Below are 18,900 nucleotides of genomic sequence, written 5' to 3' on the forward strand. Positions count from 1 at the left end.
TAATAAAAAGCGCAGTATGACTATACTGACAACTATTGCATTGCGCCCAACGATATAATCCCCATCTTTGCAATAGAAACTACAGCATAACCGTACTGATGATTCTTCTGCAGGATATAGTTGACATCGTTTCCGGGGCTACGCTTCGGGAAAAACCAACCCCCGAACCCAATGGCTCCACCTACGTCATCCAGGTGCGCGACGTTGCCAGCCCCTACAACGAGCTGGCCGACGACCCGCTCCGTACCGAGCTGCCTTCCGTCCCGAAGCAGCAGCTCCTGCAGCCCCAGGATATCCTGCTCCTGGCCAAAGGCCCCCGCAATCCGGCCGTGCTCTATACCAAGCCCTGGCCCCGGGCCATTGCCATGTCGTTCTTCTTTCGCCTCCGCGTCCTCGACCCGGCTACTACCGATGCCGGCTACCTGACCTGGTATCTCAACTCCACCCCCGGCCAGGCCGCTCTCCAAAGCCTCCGTCAAGGCAGCAGCGTCGCCGGCATCACCAAGCCCATGCTGGGCTGCCTCGAAATCCCGCTGCCCAACCTACAGGTCCAGCGCCACATTGCCCACGTTGCCGACGCTCTGCGCCGCGAGGCTAAGCTCGCTGACAATCTGCGCGAAAAACGCGCTTGGGCTATTGAACAAGCACTTCTTAAACAAATAGAACCCATGAAGAACATAGAACAGCATCCTGACCACGATGAGTTGAAAGCCGGCTATGACAAACTAACACTGCAGGCGCGTAATAATGAGAAGCTTATCAACGATAAGTTCGCCGGCTCGAAAAATGCCGCAGATCGATCAGCGCTGCAGGCCCAAAATGAAGCGGTGGTCAAAAAGATTGAGAAATACTTTCAGGAAACAGGGACGGTAATGAGCCGGTCGTTGCACTCCCTGGAGTATGTGCGCGACGGAAAGTTTCAAGATGAAGTAAACACGTTCTTGGCACAATTAGAGTTGATACAAGTTCGGCTAGAAGCCGGAACAGCAGGTTCAGTAGAGGACCTTGATATCTACCACTGCCGCAATCGGTGGCATGTTTCATCTGCTGATTCAACGAGCTCGATGGCTGATTTCGCTTCACAAGAGGATGCAGAGGCATATGCACTAAAAATGCGCCGCAAGTACAGACTGCTGACGCTGCTAAGCATTCTGTAGAAGAAGCTCTAAAAACAACACTACCAGTTCACAAAGCCCGCTTGGCTCCTCCTCTCTCCTAGAGAGGGGGCCGGGGGGTGAGGCCCACAACATGACCCGTCCAACCCAAGACCAGATCAACGCCGCCCTATGGCGCGCCTGCGACACCCTCCGCGGCCCCGTCGACAGCACCGAATACAAGGACTACATCCTCGTGTTCCTCTTCCTTAAATACCTCTCCGACGTCTGGAACGACAAGCGCGAGGAGCTGCGCGCGCAGTACGGCGACGACGAAACCCTGCTCCAGCGCAAGCTCAGCCGCGAGCGGTTCGTGCTGCCCGAAGGCACCACCTTCGAGCACATCGTGGCCAGCAGCAACCACCCCGACCTTGGCGACCTCATCAACCGCATCCTGGCCAGCATTGAAGACGCCAACCGCGCCAAGCTCGAAGGGGTGTTCCGCGGCATCGACTTCAACAACGAGGCCCGCCTAGGCTCAACCAAGGAGCGCAACCGATTGCTCCAGCACCTTATTAACGACTTCAACCAGCCCAGCCTCGACTTCAGCCAGAAAGTGTGGGGCGACAAGCGCGAAGACATCGTGGGTAACGCCTACATGTATCTCACCGAGCGTTTTGCGGCCAGCGCCGGCAAGAAGGGTGGCGAATTCTACACGCCTCACTCCGTAAGCGAGTTGCTGGCCCGGCTGGTGGCCCCCCGCGAGGGCGACCGGATCTACGACGGCATGGCCGGCTCGGCGGGCCTGCTCATCGAGGCGGCCCAGGCTGCCCGCGACGATCAGGGCCAGCCTACCCGCAACTTTGCCCTCTACGGCCAGGAAATCAACGGCAGCACCTTCGCGCTGGCTAAGATGAACATGTTCTTGCATGGGTTCGACTCGGCCCGCATCGAGCGCGGCAATACCCTCACCAACCCGCTGCTGCTGGAGAATGGCCGCCTGATGAAGTTCGACGTGGTGGTGGGCAACCCCCCGTTCTCGCTCGACAAATGGGGCTTCGACGTAGCTATAAATGACCTGCACAACCGCTTCAGCCGCGGCCTGCCGCCAAAAAGCAAGGGTGACTACGCCTTCATTCTACACATGATTGAAAGCGCCACCGAGGGCCGCGGCCGGGTGGGCGTCATCGTGGCCCACGGCGTGCTGTTCCGGGGCTCCTCCGAAGGAGCCATCCGCAAGCGCCTCATCCAGGAAAACCTGCTCGATGCCGTCGTTGGCCTACCCGGCAACTTGTTTTTTGGCACCGGCATTCCGGCCGCCATCCTGCTGTTCCGCAAAGACCGGGGCGACAAGAAAGATGTGCTGTTCATCGATGCCAGCCGCGACTTCGAAGCCGGCAAGAAGCAGAACCGCCTGCTCGATGAGCACCTGGAGCGCGTGGTGGCCACCTACCAGGCCTACGACTCAGTGCCGCGCTATGCCTACCGCGCCACCCTGGCCGAAATCCAGGAAAACGACTACAATCTGAACATCGCCCGCTACGTCGATATGTTCGAGGCCGAGGAAGCCGTGGACGTGCAGCAGGTGCAGCGCGAAATCCGCCAGTTGGAAACCGACCTGGCCGGCGTGCGCCAGGAGCTGGATGGCTACCTGAAGGAGTTGGGAATTGAACTGTAAGCGGGCTGTATGAAGAATCTACCTAAAGGCTGGAAGTACGTGAAGTTGGGCGATGTGCTGACAATAGCGCAATACGGCTTGTCCATGTCATCCAGCGACCAGGGTCAATACCCAATGTTCCGGATGAATAACTTCCGGGAAGGAAAGACTGTGGCTGAGAATATGGTGTATGTGGATTTGTCAGAAAAGGAAGCGGGAAAATTCCTGCTCAAGCCTAACGATATCCTTTTTAATCGCACCAATAGCCTAGAATTAGTTGGTAAAACCGGGCTGTTCGATTTGCCTGGTGATTACGTTTTTGCTTCTTACTTAGTGCGTTTTCGAGTGAATGAAGAGGTGGCTGACCCACGATTCATAAACTACTTTCTCAACGACGACGACACTAAGAACCGACTAAAAGCACTCGCAACTGTAGGGGTAAGCCAATGCAACATCAACCCAACAACATTGCAAAAACAGTTGAGACTATTGTTGCCTCCTTTGCCTGAGCAACAGCGCATTGCTAATGTTCTTGATGCATGTGACAAGGGTATTAATGGTATTTCCCTACTTCTCAAAAAGAAGGAGCAGCAGTTTGATAGTCTGCTCGAGGAATTAATTGGTGGAGCGAAAAGGATACCCAGGTTTGGCACTGGCACTTGGAGGGAAGTAGCATTAGGAAAACTGTTTTCCGAACGTTCCGAACGTGGACAAATTCAATTGCCCTTACTCTCTATAACAGGTAAACAAGGCTTGATTCATCGTGATGAACTGGAAAAGCGAGACACTTCAAACAGTGACAAAAGCAAGTACAAGGTCATTCGTGTCGGTGATATTGGCTACAACACAATGCGCCTGTGGCAAGGGGTGGCAACCGTGGCCGATAAGGAGGGAATAATCAGTCCTGCTTATACAGTAGTAGTGCCCAACAAACACATCGACATGCAGTTTGCTGGCTTCCTCTTCAAGACCAAGAGTGTAATTCATAAGTTCTGGCGCTATTCGCAGGGGCTTGTCGACGATACGCTCAATTGCAAGTACCCATCATTTGCCAAAGTCAAGGTTCGTATCCCTGATTCTGTTGATGAGCAACGGGCAATTGCAGGAGTTTTATCGAGTGCCGAGAAGGAAATTAAGCTGCTTAAGAAACAGCACAAGCTTTTCCAGCAGCAGAAAAAAGGCCTGATGCAGCGGCTGCTGACGGGCCAGCCTTTCACCCATTAATCCCATACCGATGCCCGCCATCTACCTCACCGACTTCGTAGATTTCGTGGCCCGTAGTGGCCAGCCCAAGCTCACCAAAGTGCAGGAGCTGTTCACCCGCCCCGACTACCACCCAGCCACCGACTTCTACAAGCCGCTGCGGGATGGCCTGCGCGAGCATCACCGCCAGTGCGGTACCCGCGCTGAGGTGCCCGGCCTGTTGCCGGCCCTCACCGCCGATGCCAAGAAGCAGGCCAGCTACGCCCTGCGTCTGGCTGGCTACAGCCGCTTCTGGGGTCGGCGCACTCTCTCGTGGTTCGAGCCGCCCACAGCCTGCTGGCAGCACGCCACCCTCGACGTGAAGGTGTCGCCCCACCTGGGCCTGCGCATCAACGATCAGCCCCACCTCATTCAGGTCTGGTTCAAAGACGAGCGCCTCAAGCCCACCCAGGTGCAGCTCATCCTGAGCGTGCTCGAAACCGAGTTGGCCCCGCTCATGCCCGCTGGCACCATCTTCGGCCTGCTCCAGCTCAGCACCGGCAAGCTGCATGTAGCCGGCCCCCGTCGCCCCGACCTCGACCTACTCCTCGCCGGCGAAGCCGATTCCTTCCTCCGCATCTGGGACGGCCTGGAGCGCCGGGCAGCGTAAACCGATATTTTTTCACCTCACATATCACCAATTCAATTCTTATGTATCACGCAGTTATCCCCGATGGCCAGAATGGCCACTATCACGTTACCGAAGTCGGAGATTTCGAATTCGTCAGGCCCCTCGAGAAGATTAGGGAGCTTTTTATACCATCTCATATCCGAATGCACAAGGCGGTTGTCGATGCTCATGCCCAAAGTGGTGTAGGAGCGCAGTTTCCTGAAGAAGTATGGATGAAGGTCCTCTTCAAAAATGCTGTTGAAGCGTGGGCAGAAAAGGAACAGGAGTACATGACCACGAAAGCTCCACAGGCACTTTGGGATGTGTTGGCCGCTGACTCCAAAAAAGACCAGATAAAGGCCCTGCGCGGCTTAGCTCTTTCCTGGAATGAATTCTTCGCTTTCGTGTGCCAGTCCGGTGAAAATCTGGGCTACTCCTACAGCTCCTACCGTGCCCATATAGACCACAAGGGACTCGACAGAACCAAGCTACCCCGGTTGATTCGCCTACGCAAAAACAACGCAGTGGAGTCAATAGGGCACACTACGCTCACCCCCGGCCAGCTAAAGCAGGTGATTACTGCCCGGAAGGTGATTCACGCCAAATTCCTGGACAAGGGTGATGAATGGCACTGCTTCTTCTACACCGAAAAAAGCATTGCCGGCAAGGAGAACTACCAGGGTGAACAACCTCACCTTCACTACATTTCCAGCAAGTGGGGCATCCCCCGTGCAGACATTATTGCCGCAATCCAAAGTGGTAATTACAAGGCAACTCCTGTGCACATTGATTTAATCAAGCGCCATCGAGCAGACGACAACGACGACGAGTAACGCCTGAATCTGATTGTCAATCATAACGCCAAATCCGCGCCGCCGTGGCTCCCCTCTCCCGATGGAGAGAGGGCCGGGGGGGGGTGAGATTCCACCACCGCTATGTCCACCAACTCCTACGCCGAAAAATCCGACGCCGAAGCTCCCGCCCTGCGCTTCCTGCAGCGCCTGGGCTACCAGCTGCTCACCCCCGAGCAGGCGATGGAAGCGCGCGACAACCGCCCCCAGGCTGTGCTGCTGGAAAGCATCCTGGCCCGCAAGCTGCGCGAGCTGAACCGCTTCGACTATCTCGATACCCGCTACGAATTCTCCGAGGCCAGCATCCAGCTGGCCGTCCAGGCCCTGCGCGACATTCCCGACGAAGGCCTCGTGCGTACCAACGAACAGGTGTACGACCTGCTCACCCTGGGCAAAAGCGCCCCCGAAACAGTGCAGGGCGACACCAAAAGCTATACCCTGCGCTATATCGATTGGGTCGAGCCCCGTAACAACGACTACCACGTAGTGCCCCAGTTGCTGGTACAGGGAGCCCAGCACAAACGTATTCCCGACCTCACGCTCTTCGTCAACGGCATCCCCTTCGGCGTCATTGAAGCCAAGCGCCGCGACGGCGAGCATACCGTGGAGGAAGCCATCCGTCAGCACGTAGACAATTATAGCTACGAGGAAGGCATTCCGCGCCTCTACCACTACGCCCAGCTGCTGCTGGCCCTGCAGCCCAACGAGGTGCGCTATGGTACCACTGGCGCCAAGCTCGACTTCTGGTCCCGCTGGCGCGAGGAAGGCCAGTCGGAAGCTAGCCTCGAAGCGGCTGTGCAGCGGGTGCGCCTGCGCAAGCTCCCCGGCCTGCCGGGTGAGCCCGCCGACACCCTGCCCACCGAGCAGGACCGCCAGCTGTATTGCCTCTGCCGCCCCGAGCGCCTGCTGGAGCTCATCAACCGCTTTACCCTCTTCGATGGTGGCGTGCGCAAAGTAGCCCGCTACCAGCAGTATTTTGCCGTGCGTAATACCCTGGAGCGGGTGCGCACCCGCAATACCACCAGCTCCGACGAGGAGGGCACTCCGGCGTCCCGGCGGGGGGGCATCATCTGGCACACCCAGGGCTCCGGCAAATCCCTCACCATGGTGCTGCTGGCCAAAGCCCTGGCCTTGCAGCCCGACATCCTGCGTCCCCGCGTGGTGCTCGTCACCGACCGCCGCGACCTGGACCGGCAGATCCGCAAAACCTTCCAGCAGTGTGGCAAGGAAGTGGCCCCTGCCCGCAGCGGCCAGCACCTCATCGAGCTGCTCCAGGACCGCCGTGCCGACGTCATCACGGCCATCATCGACAAGTTCGACACCGCCCTGCGCGGCCGCGAGTTCCAGGACCCCGACGCCAACATCTTCGTTCTCATCGACGAGAGCCACCGCAGCCAGTTCGGTAATCGTCACCAGAAAATGCGCCGCCTGCTGCCCTCGGCCTGCTACATTGGCTTCACCGGCACACCCCTGCTCAAAGCCGACCGCAGCACCGCCCGCCGCTTCGGCGGCTTCATTGACAAGTACACCATCCGCCAGGCCGTGCAGGATGGCGCCGTGCTGCCCCTGCTCTACGAGGGCCGTCACCTGAGCTTCGACATCAACGCCCTGCCGCTGGATAGGGGAGTAGACCGCGTGACCGAGCCCCTGCCCGAGTACCAGGCCCAGACCATCAAGCAGCGCCACGCCCGCCGCGTTACCCACCTCTACGGCAGCCCCCAGGTCGTCGAGGAAATTGCCCACGACATCGCCAAACATTACACCAGCACCTGGCAGGGTACCGGCCTCAAAGCCCAGCTGGCCGTCACCAGTAAGCGCGTGGCCGTGCTCTACCATCAGGCCTTTCAGCGGCTGGCCAAAACCAACCCCGCCCTGCGCATCAACTCCGCTGTCATCATCTCGCCCCCCGACCGTCTACCCGCTGCTGATGAGGACGTGAACGTGTACGAGGAGGCCGATCAGACTGGGCTCGTACAGCGCTTCTGGAACGAAACCGTTGTTAACAGCACCTATGCCGGCTCGGCTGAGGCGTACGAAGTCGATACCATCGACAAGTTCAACTCGTCGTCCGACGACGTGGAACTGCTCATTGTGGTCAGCAAGCTGCTCACCGGCTTCGACGCGCCCCGCAACACCGTCCTCTACTTGGCCCGCCACCTCGAAAGCCACACCCTGCTCCAAGCCATTGCCCGCGTCAACCGCCTGTTCACCGGCAAGCAGTTCGGCTACATCATCGACTACGCCCACCTGCTCGGCCACCTTGATAAAGCCCTGACCGACTACGACGAACTGCAGGGCTTCGACGAGGAAGACCTGCTCGGCACCGTTACCAACGTAGAAGAGGAAGTTGAAAAGCTGCCCGACCACCACAGCGCCGTCTGGGCCCTGTTTCCCCGGGAGCTCAATCGCCCGGACCCCGACCGCGAAGCGCTGGAACGCCACTTAGCTCCCGCCAACCGCCGCGACGAGTTTCGCGCCTGCCTTTCGCGCTTTGCCCGCACCCTGCAGGTCGCCCTGTCCGTGGCCGTGCCACCCGCCCACCTCAACCTCGACTACTACCGTCAGCAGCTGGCCCTGTTCACCACGTTGTGGCGTTCCGTTAAGGCCCGCTACGCCGATGATCAGGACTTCCGCGAGTACGAAGCCAGCATCCGTAAGCTCCTCTACACCCACGTCGGCGTGGTCAATATCGAGCCCATGGGTGAGCCCATCAACATCTTCGAGCAAGTTGGGGAAGAGCAGCCCGAGCACGCCGGTCCCGCCAAATCCCGCGCTTCCAAAGCCGACTTCATCGCCCACAACCTGAAGAAGGTAATTTCCGAGCGCCTCGACCGAGACCGGGTGCTGTACGAGAAGTTCTCTAAGCTGCTCCAGGAAGCTATTGACGACTTCCACCAGCAGCGCACCTCCGAGGTGGAATACCTGCGCCAAGTGCAAGAGCTCACCAGCTTGGTAGGTCAGGGGTATGATGCCGGCATTCCGTCCGGCCTGCGTCACCAGCCCGAAGCCCGTGCCCTGTTCAATACCCTCAAAAAGGCCCTGAGCGAAGTGTCCGCCGTGGCTCAGCCTACCCCCGAGCAATTAGCCTCTGTGGCATTAGAAGTCGAGCAGCTCCTCCGCACACTGCTCATCCGCGACTGGCGCCGCAACCCCGACGTTCAGAACCAGATGCACAATGCTGTGGAGGACTACTTCCTCGACCACCAGGTGGAGCTGGGAATAGCTCACTTGGCTGAGAAAGACAAGTACGACCTGCTCGATAACCTCTGGGACCGTACCTTGGAAGTCGCCCGCAACAACTTCGCATGAGTCCGGCGTCTTATCACGTTTCTTACGGTACCCGCGAGCTGGGCTTCGACCTGACGTATTCACCCCGGCGTCATACCGTGGGCATCACCGTCCTGCCCGACGGCCGCATCAGCGTGACGGCGCCCACCGATACCCCGCTGGAACAGGTGCAGGCCGCCGTGCTGCGCCGGGCTTCCTGGCTGGTGCGTCAGCTGCAGTTCTTCGCCTCGGTACCGGCCCCGGTTGCCTCCCGCGAGTACGTGGCCGGCGAAACCCACCGCTACCTCGGCCGCCAGTACCGCCTGCGCATTGTGTCGCTGGTTGAGGAGTCCGCATCGGAAGGAGGGAAGCTCCCCGAGCCGGAGGGCGTGCGCCTGCGCGGCGCCTACCTGAACGTGCACACCCACCTTCCCCAGGTGCCCGACCACACCCGCCGCCTACTGGAGCGCTGGTACGCCGACCACGCCCGTCGCCGCCTCACCGAGCGCTATGCCCACTGCGCCAAACAGGTGCGTCGCTACGGCATCAGCGCCCCCGAGTGGCAGCTGCGCACCATGCCCACCCGCTGGGGCAGCTACACCCGTGCCGGCCGCATCCTGCTTAATCCTCGCCTCATTCAGGCCCCCACTGCCTGCATCGACTACCTCATAATCCACGAGCTCTGCCATGTCGCCCATCCGCACCACGGCCCCGAGTTCTATCAACTTCTTACCCGCCTGCTCCCAACTTGGCCCACGCTACGCGAGCGGCTGAACCAGTACAGCTAAGCACTGTTCGCCTGATTTCTTGCCAAAGTAGATTATTTCTTAAACTGCAAAACATCAACTTTAAAGTTGAACTTTGCGTAAACATCGTTAGTTTTGTCATTACAAAGCCTCCCTACTCTACAGCAGGTAGCCGACTACCTACGGGAGTTTCGCGAAAAGCTTAAGTTCTTCGGTTTTATCCTCATCGACCGTGATAAGAACAGCACCCGTACCCTGCTCCAAATGGGCATCAACGGCGACCAGGTCGGGGAGTGCCTCCAGGAATTGCAGCCTACCGATTACTTCCAGGGGCCGCTACCCAATCAGCAAGCCGGCAACCCCGATGTATGGGTGTTCGGTCACAGCTGCCGCGGTCATGAGATGTACGTTAAAGTGCATCTTGGCCGTCCCAGCCGTCAGGTAGTCTGCATCTCATTCCATCTGGCTGAATACCCCATTCAGTACCCCCTCAAGCCCCGCGCTCAATCGCCCCAGTCATGATTCAACCCCACATCGATAGCCCGTTTACGGATGGCTCTGCCACCCTGCGCTGGGAGGCCGATACGCAGGTCTTCCGCAAGGAGTCCTTCAACTACACCTATCACTTTTACGAGTGTGATGAAACCGGCGAACGGTTTATCACGCCGGAGCTGGCGAATCTGAATACTGCCCAGGTCTACAACCAATACCGCGAAAGCCACCGGATCATGTTTCCCGAACAGATCCAGGCCATGCGCCAGCGCTACGACCTGACGGCCGCCCGCATGTCGTTGCTGCTGGACCTGGGGCCTAACCAGTACCGTCAGTACGAGGATGGCGAGATGCCCAGTGCCTCCAACGCCCGTTTGCTGCGTCTGGCCAGTAACCCCCGTACTTTCCGCGAAATGGTGGAAGCCAAGCGCACGGAGCTACGTTCAAACGAATATGCCAAGCTGGTAAACCGTTTGCTGGAACTCATAGACCAGGAGCAGACCCCTGTTAAGGTAGGAGGGCTGTTAGTCGGTATAGCTGGTCCCGCTGTAGTGGAAGAGCCTGATCAGTTCACCGGCTACGTCAGCCCCGATGCCGAGAAGTTTGCTGAGCTGGTTCTGTTCTATTTCCATTACCTCGACAACCTTTTTAAGGTCCGGTTGCTCAAACTTCTGTTCTATTCTGATTTCTACCACTACCGGCTAACTAACCGTGCCATTACGGGTCAGCGTTACCGGGCCATTCAGCATGGTCCTGTGCCTCAGGAGTATGGTCAACGCCTGCAGGAAATGGTACAGCGCGGCCAACTCATTGCCGGCTTTCATCCTAGTCTGGTGCAGTCCGACAACGGAGCGCCAGTACTTAAATATGAAGCTGCCCGCAAGCCCAACATGGACGTGTTCAGTGAAACGGAACGCCATGTCTTAGCAGTAGTGCTGCAACGGCTGGGTCGAAAGTCCCGTCGCGAAATCGAAGACCTAAGCCACGAAGAAAAAGCCTGGCAGGAAAATCAGGCTCAGAAGGGCATCATCAGTTACCAAACCTATGCCTACGACTTGGCTGCTCTGCAGCTGGTGTAGCGTTTGTTCACCCTTTAGTTACCCCGTATGACCTAGAGCCCCAAATCAAAAAAAACCGCCCGCCACGGGATGTGACGGCCGGCTTCCTTGCGCAGCTGCAACAAATTACGAATTGAGACCTCAGACTTTGTTGCACCTGTCCGGTGCCGGGGATGTAGCCACCCCCGTCATCGCCCTCACGGGCAATTTCTGTCCGCGAAAGTATAGGTAATTACGCAATTGCCAACTCTCGTGTTCGGTTGCCTGGCTCGGTGTGTACTCTTCCGGCAAGAATAGCAAATACCATCACCTACCAGAAAACACTCATGAAGCCTAACATCCATATTACCCGCCGTAGCAACGGTTGGGCCGTTATTTCCGCCGGTGCCGAGCGTGCATCCGCTATCAAGCCAACCCAGGCTGAGGCCATTGCCGCCGGTCGGGCCCAGGCTGCCAACAATGGCAGCGAGCTAATTATTCATGGCCGCGACGGCCGCATCCGGGCTTCCGACAGCCACGGTCGCGACCCGCGCAATATCCCCGGCTAGATCGTAAAGGCCGCCACTGTAGGACGGTAGTAACTTTCTTCTACCCCCACCGTGGCGGCTGTTCGTCCTCTTGGGTTGCGCAAGTCTATTTACCACCATCAATTGAACATAGTACCATGGGTAAGTTCCAGATTTACAGAAGTGCCATTAATAGCCAGTACTACTACCGCCTGCGAGCCAGTAATGGCGAGATCATTCAGTCAGGGGAGGGGTACACCACTAAAGCCAACTGCCAGGCCGGTATCGCATCAGTCAAAGCCAACTGCAGCGCCGAGCGTTTTGACAAAACGTATGCGGCCAGTCAATATGGCTTCAATCACAAAGCCATGAACGGGGAGATTATTGGCCGTGGCGAAAAGTACACGACCAGCACTGGGCGGGATAATGGTATTGCCGCCGTCATCCGGGAAGCACCAACTGCTCCCACCGAAGACAACACATAATTGACTTCCGAAAACGTCACTAGGTAACCCAGATGCGCAATGAAACAGCCCCGGCCGGTGAGGTCGGGGCTGTTTCATTTTCACCCAAGATGCAGGCCCTACAACGTCTCCCCAGACGACCCGCCGGCGCAGGGCAGAAGAGGCCACCAGCACCGCGCGTAGGTCGCAGTACGCGCCCGAAAGCCTTACCCTACCTTCTTTCGCGTAAACTTCACCAGCTCCACATCCCGCAGGTACTCCAGCCACTGCCGCGCCGCCTCCGGCGTCTGCATCTGAGTAGCCGGCAGCGGCAGCAGGGGCGCGACGGTGCTGCCCGCCGAAAGCTGCACCTGCAGCAGGCATGTCCCCTCAAAAAGCTCCGTCATCACCTCGAACCGCAGCCCCCTGACCATATAGGCCCCGAAAACTTCCCGGAGCAGTTCCTGATCTGGTACGAATTGCTTCATACTGAATTTGCTATTTATGTTAGTGTAAGTTTGTAGGCCAATCTGGTAAGCAGGCAAACGGCTGCCGGTAGCTGCCTGGCTGTATTTTGTAGTTGAACAGCAGTTTGTCAGCGTATGCTCTGCTGCCGAAGAGCCGGGTACCGGCGGAAGCTCGGCGCTAGTATACGAACAAAATACTAATTATTTTAGTATACTTGCTGTGCCCGATATAGCTAACCACCCCGCATGACGACCATTGAACTCATTGAAGTCGGCGAGCCGACCACCACGCTGTGGCTGCCCGTCTTTGCCTCCCTGGTGCCCGCCGGCTTCCCCTCGCCGGCCTCCGACGAGCTGGAGGAGCTCTTCGACCTGAACCGCATCCTGTTCCGCCATCCCGAGGCTACCTACCTGATCCGGGTGTCGGGCGAGAGCATGCAGGGCGCCGAAATCCACGCCGGCGACCTGCTGGCCGTCGACAAGCACCTCGAGGCCGACCACAACCACATTGTGGTGGCCGTGCTGGAAGGGGAGTGCACCGTCAAGCGCCTGGTGCGCCGCGGCACCACCTGGTGGTTGCAGGCCGAAAACCCCGCTTACCCTGATTACGAAATCACCGAGCCCGACAACCTGCGCATCTGGGGCGTGGTCACCCACGTCGTGCACGAGCTCATCCCCGGCAAGCTCACCGCCCTGCTCCGCAGCCGGGATTAGGGGTGAAGTGGTGAGATGGTGAAATGGTGAGTTGCTGTTAAGCCGGCCCTGACGGTGCCGCCATCACCAAAGACCCATCCACCACATACACCGCCTGCCCATCAACTCACCATTTCACCAACTCACCACTTCACCGTGTACGGCCTCGTCGACTGCAACAATTTCGTGCGACGTGAAAAGTCGTATGCTGAACTGTTTTGCCGGGGGAAACCCCGGACAAAACCAGCCATTCCACTGGCTGTACGCTAGGAAGACGTGCGGCTGGGTAACCAGCCGTGCCAAGCCTTCTGACAATGGACCGAAGCCCACTTGACCCGCGAGGGAACGGTGGTTCCGCGAGCATCACACGGGATAGGACTAGCGTGAATGACAGGGCTAACACATGTGAACCTTCGCAAACGCCGTTATGCAGACCAAGCCAAAGGATGCCGACAGGCTTGACCCAAAAGGGACCGTGGTCGGTGTTGGGGCTGAAGTTTCCCCAACCGTGGACAAAAAGACCACCGGCGGAAAGAAGGAGCCTACCTCATTCGTTGTTCAACATATGAAACACGGTAAGCCCGTCGTCTTCCCTTCGGGGTAGGTCGGCCGTAAGGCCGCCCGACGAGGCGGCGGGTAAAGGATGGTGGAAAAAGCGAAGGCCGGGCTGTAATGGCTCGGATAGGGGTTGCAACCTCACCCCACGCGAAAGCGGGCCCACTTCCACCGGGTCTCACCTCACGAGAAAACTTGACAAACCCCCTTAGGAAACAAAGCAGATGACGGAAGAACCAACAAGTTCAACTGGTGCGGTTTCCGGCGTAGTGGCCGACTGGCATGCCATTGACTGGCAGCAGGCGACCCAACACGTCAGGCGGCTTCAGGCGCGTATCGTGAAGGCTACTCAGGCCGGCCGGTGGGGCAAGGTGAACGCCTTGCAACGCTTGCTGACCCGCTCGTTCAGTGCCAAAGCAATGGCAGTGCGACGAGTGACTGAAAACCAGGGCAACCGCACCAGCGGCGTGGACGGCCAACGATGGGCCACCCCCGTCCGCAAAGCGGCGGCCATTGGGGAATTGAGGCAACGGGGGTATTGCCCCCAGCCCCTCAAACGTATCTACATTCCCAAGCGCAACGGGAAACGACGACCGCTCAGCATTCCCACCATGAAAGACCGCGCCATGCAGGCCCTCTACCTGCTGGCGTTACAGCCGGTGTCCGAAACCACCGCCGACCGCTCGTCGTTCGGCTTTCGGCCCGGCCGTCAGGTGGCGGATGCCGTGGAAAAGTGCTTTTCGCTGCTCAGTAAGCGTACCAGCCCCCAGTGGGTACTGGAAGCCGATATCGAAGCCTGTTTTGACCGCATCAGCCACGAGTGGCTTCTCCAACACGTTCCGATGGAGAAAGCGATTCTTCGGCAATGGCTGCAAGCCGGGTTCTTCGAGAAAGGCCACTGGTACCCGACCAGCGAGGGGACCCCACAGGGGGGCATCATTTCCCCCGTGTTGGCAAATCTGGCACTGGATGGCTTGGCCCCGCTCCTACAGACGACCTTTGCTAAAAGCCGCCGGAAACCCAACCGGGGGTTCAATCCGAAGGTACATGTCGTGCGGTACGCCGATGATTTTATCATCACTGGCCACAGTCAGGAAATACTCCAGGAGCAGGTAAAGCCCCTGGTCAGTGCTTTCCTGGCCGAACGCGGGTTACGCTTATCCGAGCAGAAAACGCACGTCACTTCCTTACAAGCGGGCTTCGACTTCCTCGGCAGCACGTTCCGGTCCTTCAATGGAAAGCTACTGATTACCCCTGCCAAAACGCGGCTACTGGCTTTTCTGCGGGAAATGCGTCAGCTCATCCAACAGAACAAAGCCACGGCCGCGGGCGAGTTAATCGCCTACCTGAATCCCCGATTAAAGGGATGGGCTTATTTCTATCGCCACATTTGCAGTGCCAAGACCTTCCATCGGGTGGACGCGGAACTGTACCGGGCGCTCTGGAAATGGGCCAGGCGGCGACACCCGCGCAAAGGCAAGCGGTGGACCCAGCGGAAGTACTTTGCCCGAGTCGGAAAACGAAATTGGGTCTTTAGCGGCGAAGCAATCAAACAGGATGGCAGTCGCATTCGACCGCAACTGTTTGCTGTGTCAGACGTGAAGATTCGACGACACATCCGGCTGAAAGAGGAAGCTAACCCGTTTGACGTGCAATGGGAATTGTATTTCGAGCAACGGCTTACCCAGCAAATGCAGCAGACCCTTCGGGGCCGAAAGCAACTGCTATATCTCTGGCAGCAGCAAGGCGGGCGCTGTCCCGTCTGCGGCGAGCTTATCACGGAGCAGACCGGGTGGCACAATCACCACCTGCAACTGCGGTCGCTCGGCGGCAAGGATACAGCAGAAAACCGGGTACTGTTGCACCCCGACTGTCACCGCAAGGTGCATAGTCTAGGCATTCAGTTAGAGAAACCGCGTCCGGTTAAAGCCGGGCGTTTGTGAGGCTTGAGCCGTATGAGGGGAAACTCTCACGTACGGTTCTTAGAGGGGTGGAGGGCAGCAATGCTCTCCGCCTACTCGACTATGTCAGCTGCGAGCGGGTTTTTCAGCCCCGGCTCGATAATCGCCCGGTGGTGGTGCTCAGCAACAACGACGGCGCGGTGGTGAGCCGCTCCGCCGAGGCCAAGCAGCTGGGCATCCCCATGGGCGCCCCGTTCTTCGAAGTGCGCGAGCTGCTGCAGCAACACCAGGGCCACGCCCTGAGCTCCAACTACGCCCTCTACGGCGACATGAGCCGCCGCGTCATGGCCCGGCTGGCGGCCCACGTCCCCGCCGTGGAAGTATACAGCATCGACGAGGCCTTCCTCGACCTGCACGGCCTCACCACCTGGTGCGGCACGCTCGACTCCCGCGTCCAGTCCCTGCGCCGCGACGTGCTGGCCTGCACCGGTATCCCCACCTGCGTGGGCGTGGCGCCCACCAAAACGCTGGCCAAGGTGGCCAACCGCCTGGCCAAGAAGCACCCCGAGCTGCACGGTATCCTGCGCCTCGATACCGCCAGCCGGCGGGAGCGGGCCCTGCGCGCCCTGCCCGTGGCCGACGTCTGGGGCATCGGCTACCAGTACGCCGGCAAGCTCGCCGCCCACGGCATCCACACGGCCTGGCAGCTGAGCCTGGTGTCCGAGGCCTGGGCCCGCAAGCACCTCGGTGGGGTGGTCGGCTGGCGGCTGGTGCAGGAGCTGCTGGGCCAGCCCTGCCACGGTCTGCTGCCCTCCGAGGACGGCACCCTGTCCCGCAAAAGCATCAGCTGCTCGCGCTCCTTCGGCCAGCGCTTGGCCACCTTTGCCGACCTGTGGGGCGCCGTCGCCACCTACCTGAGCCGCGCCGCCGAAAAGCTGCGCGCCAAGGGCGACCAGGCCCACATCCTCACCGTCTACATCAGCCAGGACCGCCACGATACCCGCGTACCGCCGCCCTATACCCGCTCCACCACGCTTACCCTGCCCGGCGGCCCCACCTCCGACACGCTCCAGCTGCTGGCCTACGCCCACCGGATGCTGGAGCGGCTCTACGAGCCCGGCCGCCTCTATGCCAAAGCCGGCGTTGTGCTCGACGGCCTGGAGCCCCCCGGCCGCGGCCAGCAGCTTGACCTGTTCGCCCCCGCTTCGTCACCAGCAACCAACTCCCTGTCCGACGTGCGCGCCCAACAGCTCATGCACACCCTCGACGCCCTCAACCGCCAGTTCGGCCGCGGCACCGTGCGCCCCGCTGCTACCGTAACTGCCGCCGGCCAGCCCGCCCCCTGGCAGGGCAACGCCCGGCACCGCAGCCCGGCTTTCACCACCCGGCTGGAAGATTTAATGGTCGTAGGCTAACGAGAAGGCATTACTGTTTTTTGGGGCTGCTGCTGACATAGTCTGCATAACTCTCGGCAGCTTGTGCAATCCTATCGGCCGAAACGCCATGATGAGTACCCACTGCTACTGCGGCCCGTTTCCAATAATTCTCAGCACACCGTTTCTTGTTGGCTGGTTTTGTCGTCTTCAATCCCAGAGCATGTTTCATTTTAGAGACAATGCATGGAGAAACTCCTTTCCTTCGTGGATGAAAGCCATAGATTTAATTTAAAGCCGTTGGTGGATCAGGTTACTGGCAAAAAGCCTGGATCATTAACCTCAATGTCAACTCGGTCCATCGCGTCAGTGTGTATTACCTCGACAACGGCTATTGGGATTGTTACTACTAGGTGGAACTACAAGCGGCGTAGCGTGTATTCAAATTTTGAACTGCGAAACCGGATCTACCATTAAGGACAAGTTGATGTGCAAGGTGGAGCGACCCCAGTTGGATCGGCAAGCCAAGCGTCAAGCAGGCATTTAAAATTAGCTTTATCTTCCATAAACTGCGCAACCCCGTGCCCACTACGCACATCGTTTGCTTTCATACCTGCCGTGAAGTCTAACAGATAAGTTTCGGTTTTACTGCCAGACCTACGAACGCCCGGCACTACTTCCTGGCAATACTCTTCCTTTCGTACTCCTAGTGTAGTACTTCCCACACCCCAACTAGCTGGTAATATCCATTTGCCGGTGGCTATGTCGTGCTGGTTGTGAGCAACAATAAATCGTTCATAGCCATTAGGGGGAGAAGCTCCGGCGGGGAGACTGGGAGTACGATTGGCAAAATCACGAAAATGTAGCCCTGGCATTGCTGGGGCTACTAATGCTACTCGTAAGGACGCAGGCTTTGGCGTCTGATATAATTCCTGGCTAACAAGAGCTGTATATTCCTCTCCCCACACTGTTGCAGGTGTGCTTTTGCTTTGTAAAGCAGAAGTGCAATTCCAAAGCGCGGCACATGTGAGAGGTGCGCCGGTACTATGTCCCATAACGTAAAGCGGCAATTCAGGATCAAGGTTAGCCATTATACGGCGTAAACCTAACCCCACCGGATACATACTGTATTGGGCGTATGGCCAGATGCGAAATGGTATTTTGGCCGTCCGCCCATCCCAGCGTACTTCTAAAAAGTGAACATTTTTATCAGGAAAATATTCAGTCTGAATACGCCGTTCGAGCAAGCTATACCATGCAGCTTGGTCCACGTCATTATTGTATCCATGCACAAGTATCACTAAAGCTTCAGTCTTGGTAGCGGATAAATGAGATTTGAACTGCCTGATAAATTGTTCCTGCATGGCCAACTGAAGATTCCGCCATGCCAGGTCATTTGCTGCCTTTACTCGCTCATAGTCCGTGCCGGTTGCGGCTGGTGTTACTTTAGCACCTTCGGCTTGGTAATAGGTTTGTAGAGCAGCCAACTCACCACGCTGATTAGAAGCCCAATCTGGCTTAACTTCTGACCCATTGCGTTGCGTGGCATACTGGTATTGATAATAATACTGCAGGACCCCTTTGTGGTAGTCAAGGCGTTGATTATCCACCCTTACGCCGGATTTTGCGGCAGGATATAAACTTCCTTCCTGGTCAAAATACACGCGCGTTACGTTCCCACTATTGATTGCCCCATGCCTATGGGCTTCGTCGCCATAAAGCACGGATCGCACGCCGCAGCCGCTCAGCGTAAGGCCGATAGATAGTAGGCCTGCTCGAAAGATTGTCAGATTAAGCATAAGACGTGAATGGTTTGGGGGAGTTGAATGCACTTTCAATGCAAGGTGACTTATGTGTCTAAGTCATTGCTGGGTAGTTCTGAGCTTTTTGTGAAGTGGCTGCTGATCAGGTATATGCAAACCTGATGCTATGATGAAGCTGATGC

The 18,900-nt window shown here is 58.0% G+C and carries 16 protein-coding genes; 14 read left to right on the forward strand and 2 right to left on the reverse strand.

Annotated features, from left to right (window positions below):
• Nucleotides 1–98: 98 nt before the first annotated feature.
• The 11 genes from ABIB60_RS00390 (at nucleotide 99) to ABIB60_RS00440 (ending at nucleotide 12,008) form a co-directional block, all read left to right on the forward strand.
• Complete coding sequence (locus ABIB60_RS00390) at nucleotides 99–1,157, forward strand: restriction endonuclease subunit S (protein WP_354576956.1); 1,059 nt, start codon at nucleotides 99–101, stop codon at nucleotides 1,155–1,157.
• Between the two features lie 91 nt (nucleotides 1,158–1,248).
• Nucleotides 1,249–2,772 (forward strand): type I restriction-modification system subunit M, encoded by a 1,524-nt coding sequence (locus ABIB60_RS00395; protein ID WP_354576957.1) that lies wholly within the window; start codon nucleotides 1,249–1,251, stop codon nucleotides 2,770–2,772.
• Between the two features lie 9 nt (nucleotides 2,773–2,781).
• The gene (locus ABIB60_RS00400; protein WP_354576958.1) at nucleotides 2,782–3,975 is read left to right on the forward strand and encodes a restriction endonuclease subunit S; all 1,194 of its coding nucleotides are present in this window, start codon (nucleotides 2,782–2,784) and stop codon (nucleotides 3,973–3,975) included.
• Between the two features lie 10 nt (nucleotides 3,976–3,985).
• Nucleotides 3,986–4,603 carry a hypothetical protein gene (locus ABIB60_RS00405; RefSeq protein WP_354576959.1) on the forward strand — a complete coding sequence of 206 codons (618 nt, stop codon included), beginning with the start codon at nucleotides 3,986–3,988 and terminating at the stop codon, nucleotides 4,601–4,603.
• Between the two features lie 164 nt (nucleotides 4,604–4,767).
• A complete protein-coding gene (locus tag ABIB60_RS00410; protein WP_354576960.1) occupies nucleotides 4,768–5,436 on the forward strand; it encodes a hypothetical protein in 669 nt (222 codons plus the stop codon).
• Between the two features lie 102 nt (nucleotides 5,437–5,538).
• Entirely contained in the window at nucleotides 5,539–8,763 is a 3,225-nt protein-coding gene (locus ABIB60_RS00415) for a type I restriction endonuclease subunit R (RefSeq protein ID WP_354576961.1), read from the forward strand.
• Nucleotides 8,760–9,509: a M48 family metallopeptidase gene (locus ABIB60_RS00420; protein WP_354576962.1), complete on the forward strand. Its 750-nt coding sequence runs from the start codon at nucleotides 8,760–8,762 to the stop codon at nucleotides 9,507–9,509. Before ABIB60_RS00415 ends, ABIB60_RS00420 begins: the two co-directional genes overlap by 4 nt.
• Nucleotides 9,510–9,602: 93 nt before the next feature.
• Nucleotides 9,603–9,989: a hypothetical protein gene (locus ABIB60_RS00425; RefSeq protein WP_354576963.1), complete on the forward strand. Its 387-nt coding sequence runs from the start codon at nucleotides 9,603–9,605 to the stop codon at nucleotides 9,987–9,989.
• A complete protein-coding gene (locus ABIB60_RS00430; protein ID WP_354576964.1) occupies nucleotides 9,986–11,038 on the forward strand; it encodes a type II TA system antitoxin MqsA family protein in 1,053 nt (350 codons plus the stop codon). Before ABIB60_RS00425 ends, ABIB60_RS00430 begins: the two co-directional genes overlap by 4 nt.
• A 305-nt stretch (nucleotides 11,039–11,343) precedes the next feature.
• Nucleotides 11,344–11,565 carry a DUF2188 domain-containing protein gene (locus ABIB60_RS00435; protein ID WP_354576965.1) on the forward strand — a complete coding sequence of 74 codons (222 nt, stop codon included), beginning with the start codon at nucleotides 11,344–11,346 and terminating at the stop codon, nucleotides 11,563–11,565.
• 116 nt (nucleotides 11,566–11,681) lie between these two features.
• Complete coding sequence (locus ABIB60_RS00440; protein ID WP_354576966.1) at nucleotides 11,682–12,008, forward strand: YegP family protein; 327 nt, start codon at nucleotides 11,682–11,684, stop codon at nucleotides 12,006–12,008.
• 185 nt (nucleotides 12,009–12,193) lie between these two features.
• Here ABIB60_RS00440 and ABIB60_RS00445 read toward each other — a convergent pair whose 3' ends face one another.
• The gene (locus ABIB60_RS00445) at nucleotides 12,194–12,454 is read right to left on the reverse strand and encodes a hypothetical protein (RefSeq protein WP_354576967.1); all 261 of its coding nucleotides are present in this window, start codon (nucleotides 12,452–12,454) and stop codon (nucleotides 12,194–12,196) included.
• A gap of 225 nt (nucleotides 12,455–12,679) precedes the next feature.
• On the opposite strand from ABIB60_RS00445, the gene ABIB60_RS00450 reads away from it, so the two are divergent.
• The 3 genes from ABIB60_RS00450 to ABIB60_RS00460 all read left to right on the forward strand — a co-directional run bounded on the left by ABIB60_RS00450 (nucleotide 12,680) and on the right by ABIB60_RS00460 (nucleotide 16,997).
• The gene (locus ABIB60_RS00450) at nucleotides 12,680–13,147 is read left to right on the forward strand and encodes a LexA family protein (RefSeq protein WP_354576968.1); all 468 of its coding nucleotides are present in this window, start codon (nucleotides 12,680–12,682) and stop codon (nucleotides 13,145–13,147) included.
• Nucleotides 13,148–13,950: 803 nt separating this feature from the next.
• Nucleotides 13,951–15,624 carry a group II intron reverse transcriptase/maturase gene (ltrA, locus tag ABIB60_RS00455; protein ID WP_354576969.1) on the forward strand — a complete coding sequence of 558 codons (1,674 nt, stop codon included), beginning with the start codon at nucleotides 13,951–13,953 and terminating at the stop codon, nucleotides 15,622–15,624.
• A gap of 47 nt (nucleotides 15,625–15,671) precedes the next feature.
• Nucleotides 15,672–16,997 (forward strand): Y-family DNA polymerase, encoded by a 1,326-nt coding sequence (locus ABIB60_RS00460; RefSeq protein ID WP_354576970.1) that lies wholly within the window; start codon nucleotides 15,672–15,674, stop codon nucleotides 16,995–16,997.
• A gap of 431 nt (nucleotides 16,998–17,428) precedes the next feature.
• Here ABIB60_RS00460 and ABIB60_RS00465 read toward each other — a convergent pair whose 3' ends face one another.
• Complete coding sequence (locus ABIB60_RS00465) at nucleotides 17,429–18,754, reverse strand: hypothetical protein (protein WP_354576971.1); 1,326 nt, start codon at nucleotides 18,752–18,754, stop codon at nucleotides 17,429–17,431.
• Between the last annotated feature and the right edge of the window lie 146 nt (nucleotides 18,755–18,900).

Origin of the sequence: Hymenobacter sp. UYP22, assembly GCF_040547285.1 — a bacterium.
In the GTDB taxonomy this organism is placed as follows: domain Bacteria; phylum Bacteroidota; class Bacteroidia; order Cytophagales; family Hymenobacteraceae; genus Hymenobacter.

Bases quoted from the DNA above. Each gene is read 5' to 3' on its own strand.
- ABIB60_RS00445 (WP_354576967.1), bottom strand. From the start codon at position 12,454: ATGAAGCAATTCGTACCAGATCAGGAACTGCTCCGGGAAGTTTTCGGG.
- ABIB60_RS00395 (WP_354576957.1), top strand. From the start codon at position 1,249: ATGACCCGTCCAACCCAAGACCAGATCAACGCCGCCCTATGGCGCGCC.
- ABIB60_RS00440 (WP_354576966.1), top strand. From the start codon at position 11,682: ATGGGTAAGTTCCAGATTTACAGAAGTGCCATTAATAGCCAGTACTAC.
- ABIB60_RS00435 (WP_354576965.1), top strand. From the start codon at position 11,344: ATGAAGCCTAACATCCATATTACCCGCCGTAGCAACGGTTGGGCCGTT.
- ABIB60_RS00390 (WP_354576956.1), top strand. From the start codon at position 99: ATGATTCTTCTGCAGGATATAGTTGACATCGTTTCCGGGGCTACGCTT.
- ABIB60_RS00410 (WP_354576960.1), top strand. From the start codon at position 4,768: ATGCACAAGGCGGTTGTCGATGCTCATGCCCAAAGTGGTGTAGGAGCG.
- ABIB60_RS00465 (WP_354576971.1), bottom strand. From the start codon at position 18,754: ATGCTTAATCTGACAATCTTTCGAGCAGGCCTACTATCTATCGGCCTT.
- ABIB60_RS00450 (WP_354576968.1), top strand. From the start codon at position 12,680: ATGACGACCATTGAACTCATTGAAGTCGGCGAGCCGACCACCACGCTG.
- ABIB60_RS00400 (WP_354576958.1), top strand. From the start codon at position 2,782: ATGAAGAATCTACCTAAAGGCTGGAAGTACGTGAAGTTGGGCGATGTG.
- ABIB60_RS00420 (WP_354576962.1), top strand. From the start codon at position 8,760: ATGAGTCCGGCGTCTTATCACGTTTCTTACGGTACCCGCGAGCTGGGC.
- ABIB60_RS00415 (WP_354576961.1), top strand. From the start codon at position 5,539: ATGTCCACCAACTCCTACGCCGAAAAATCCGACGCCGAAGCTCCCGCC.
- ABIB60_RS00430 (WP_354576964.1), top strand. From the start codon at position 9,986: ATGATTCAACCCCACATCGATAGCCCGTTTACGGATGGCTCTGCCACC.
- ABIB60_RS00405 (WP_354576959.1), top strand. From the start codon at position 3,986: ATGCCCGCCATCTACCTCACCGACTTCGTAGATTTCGTGGCCCGTAGT.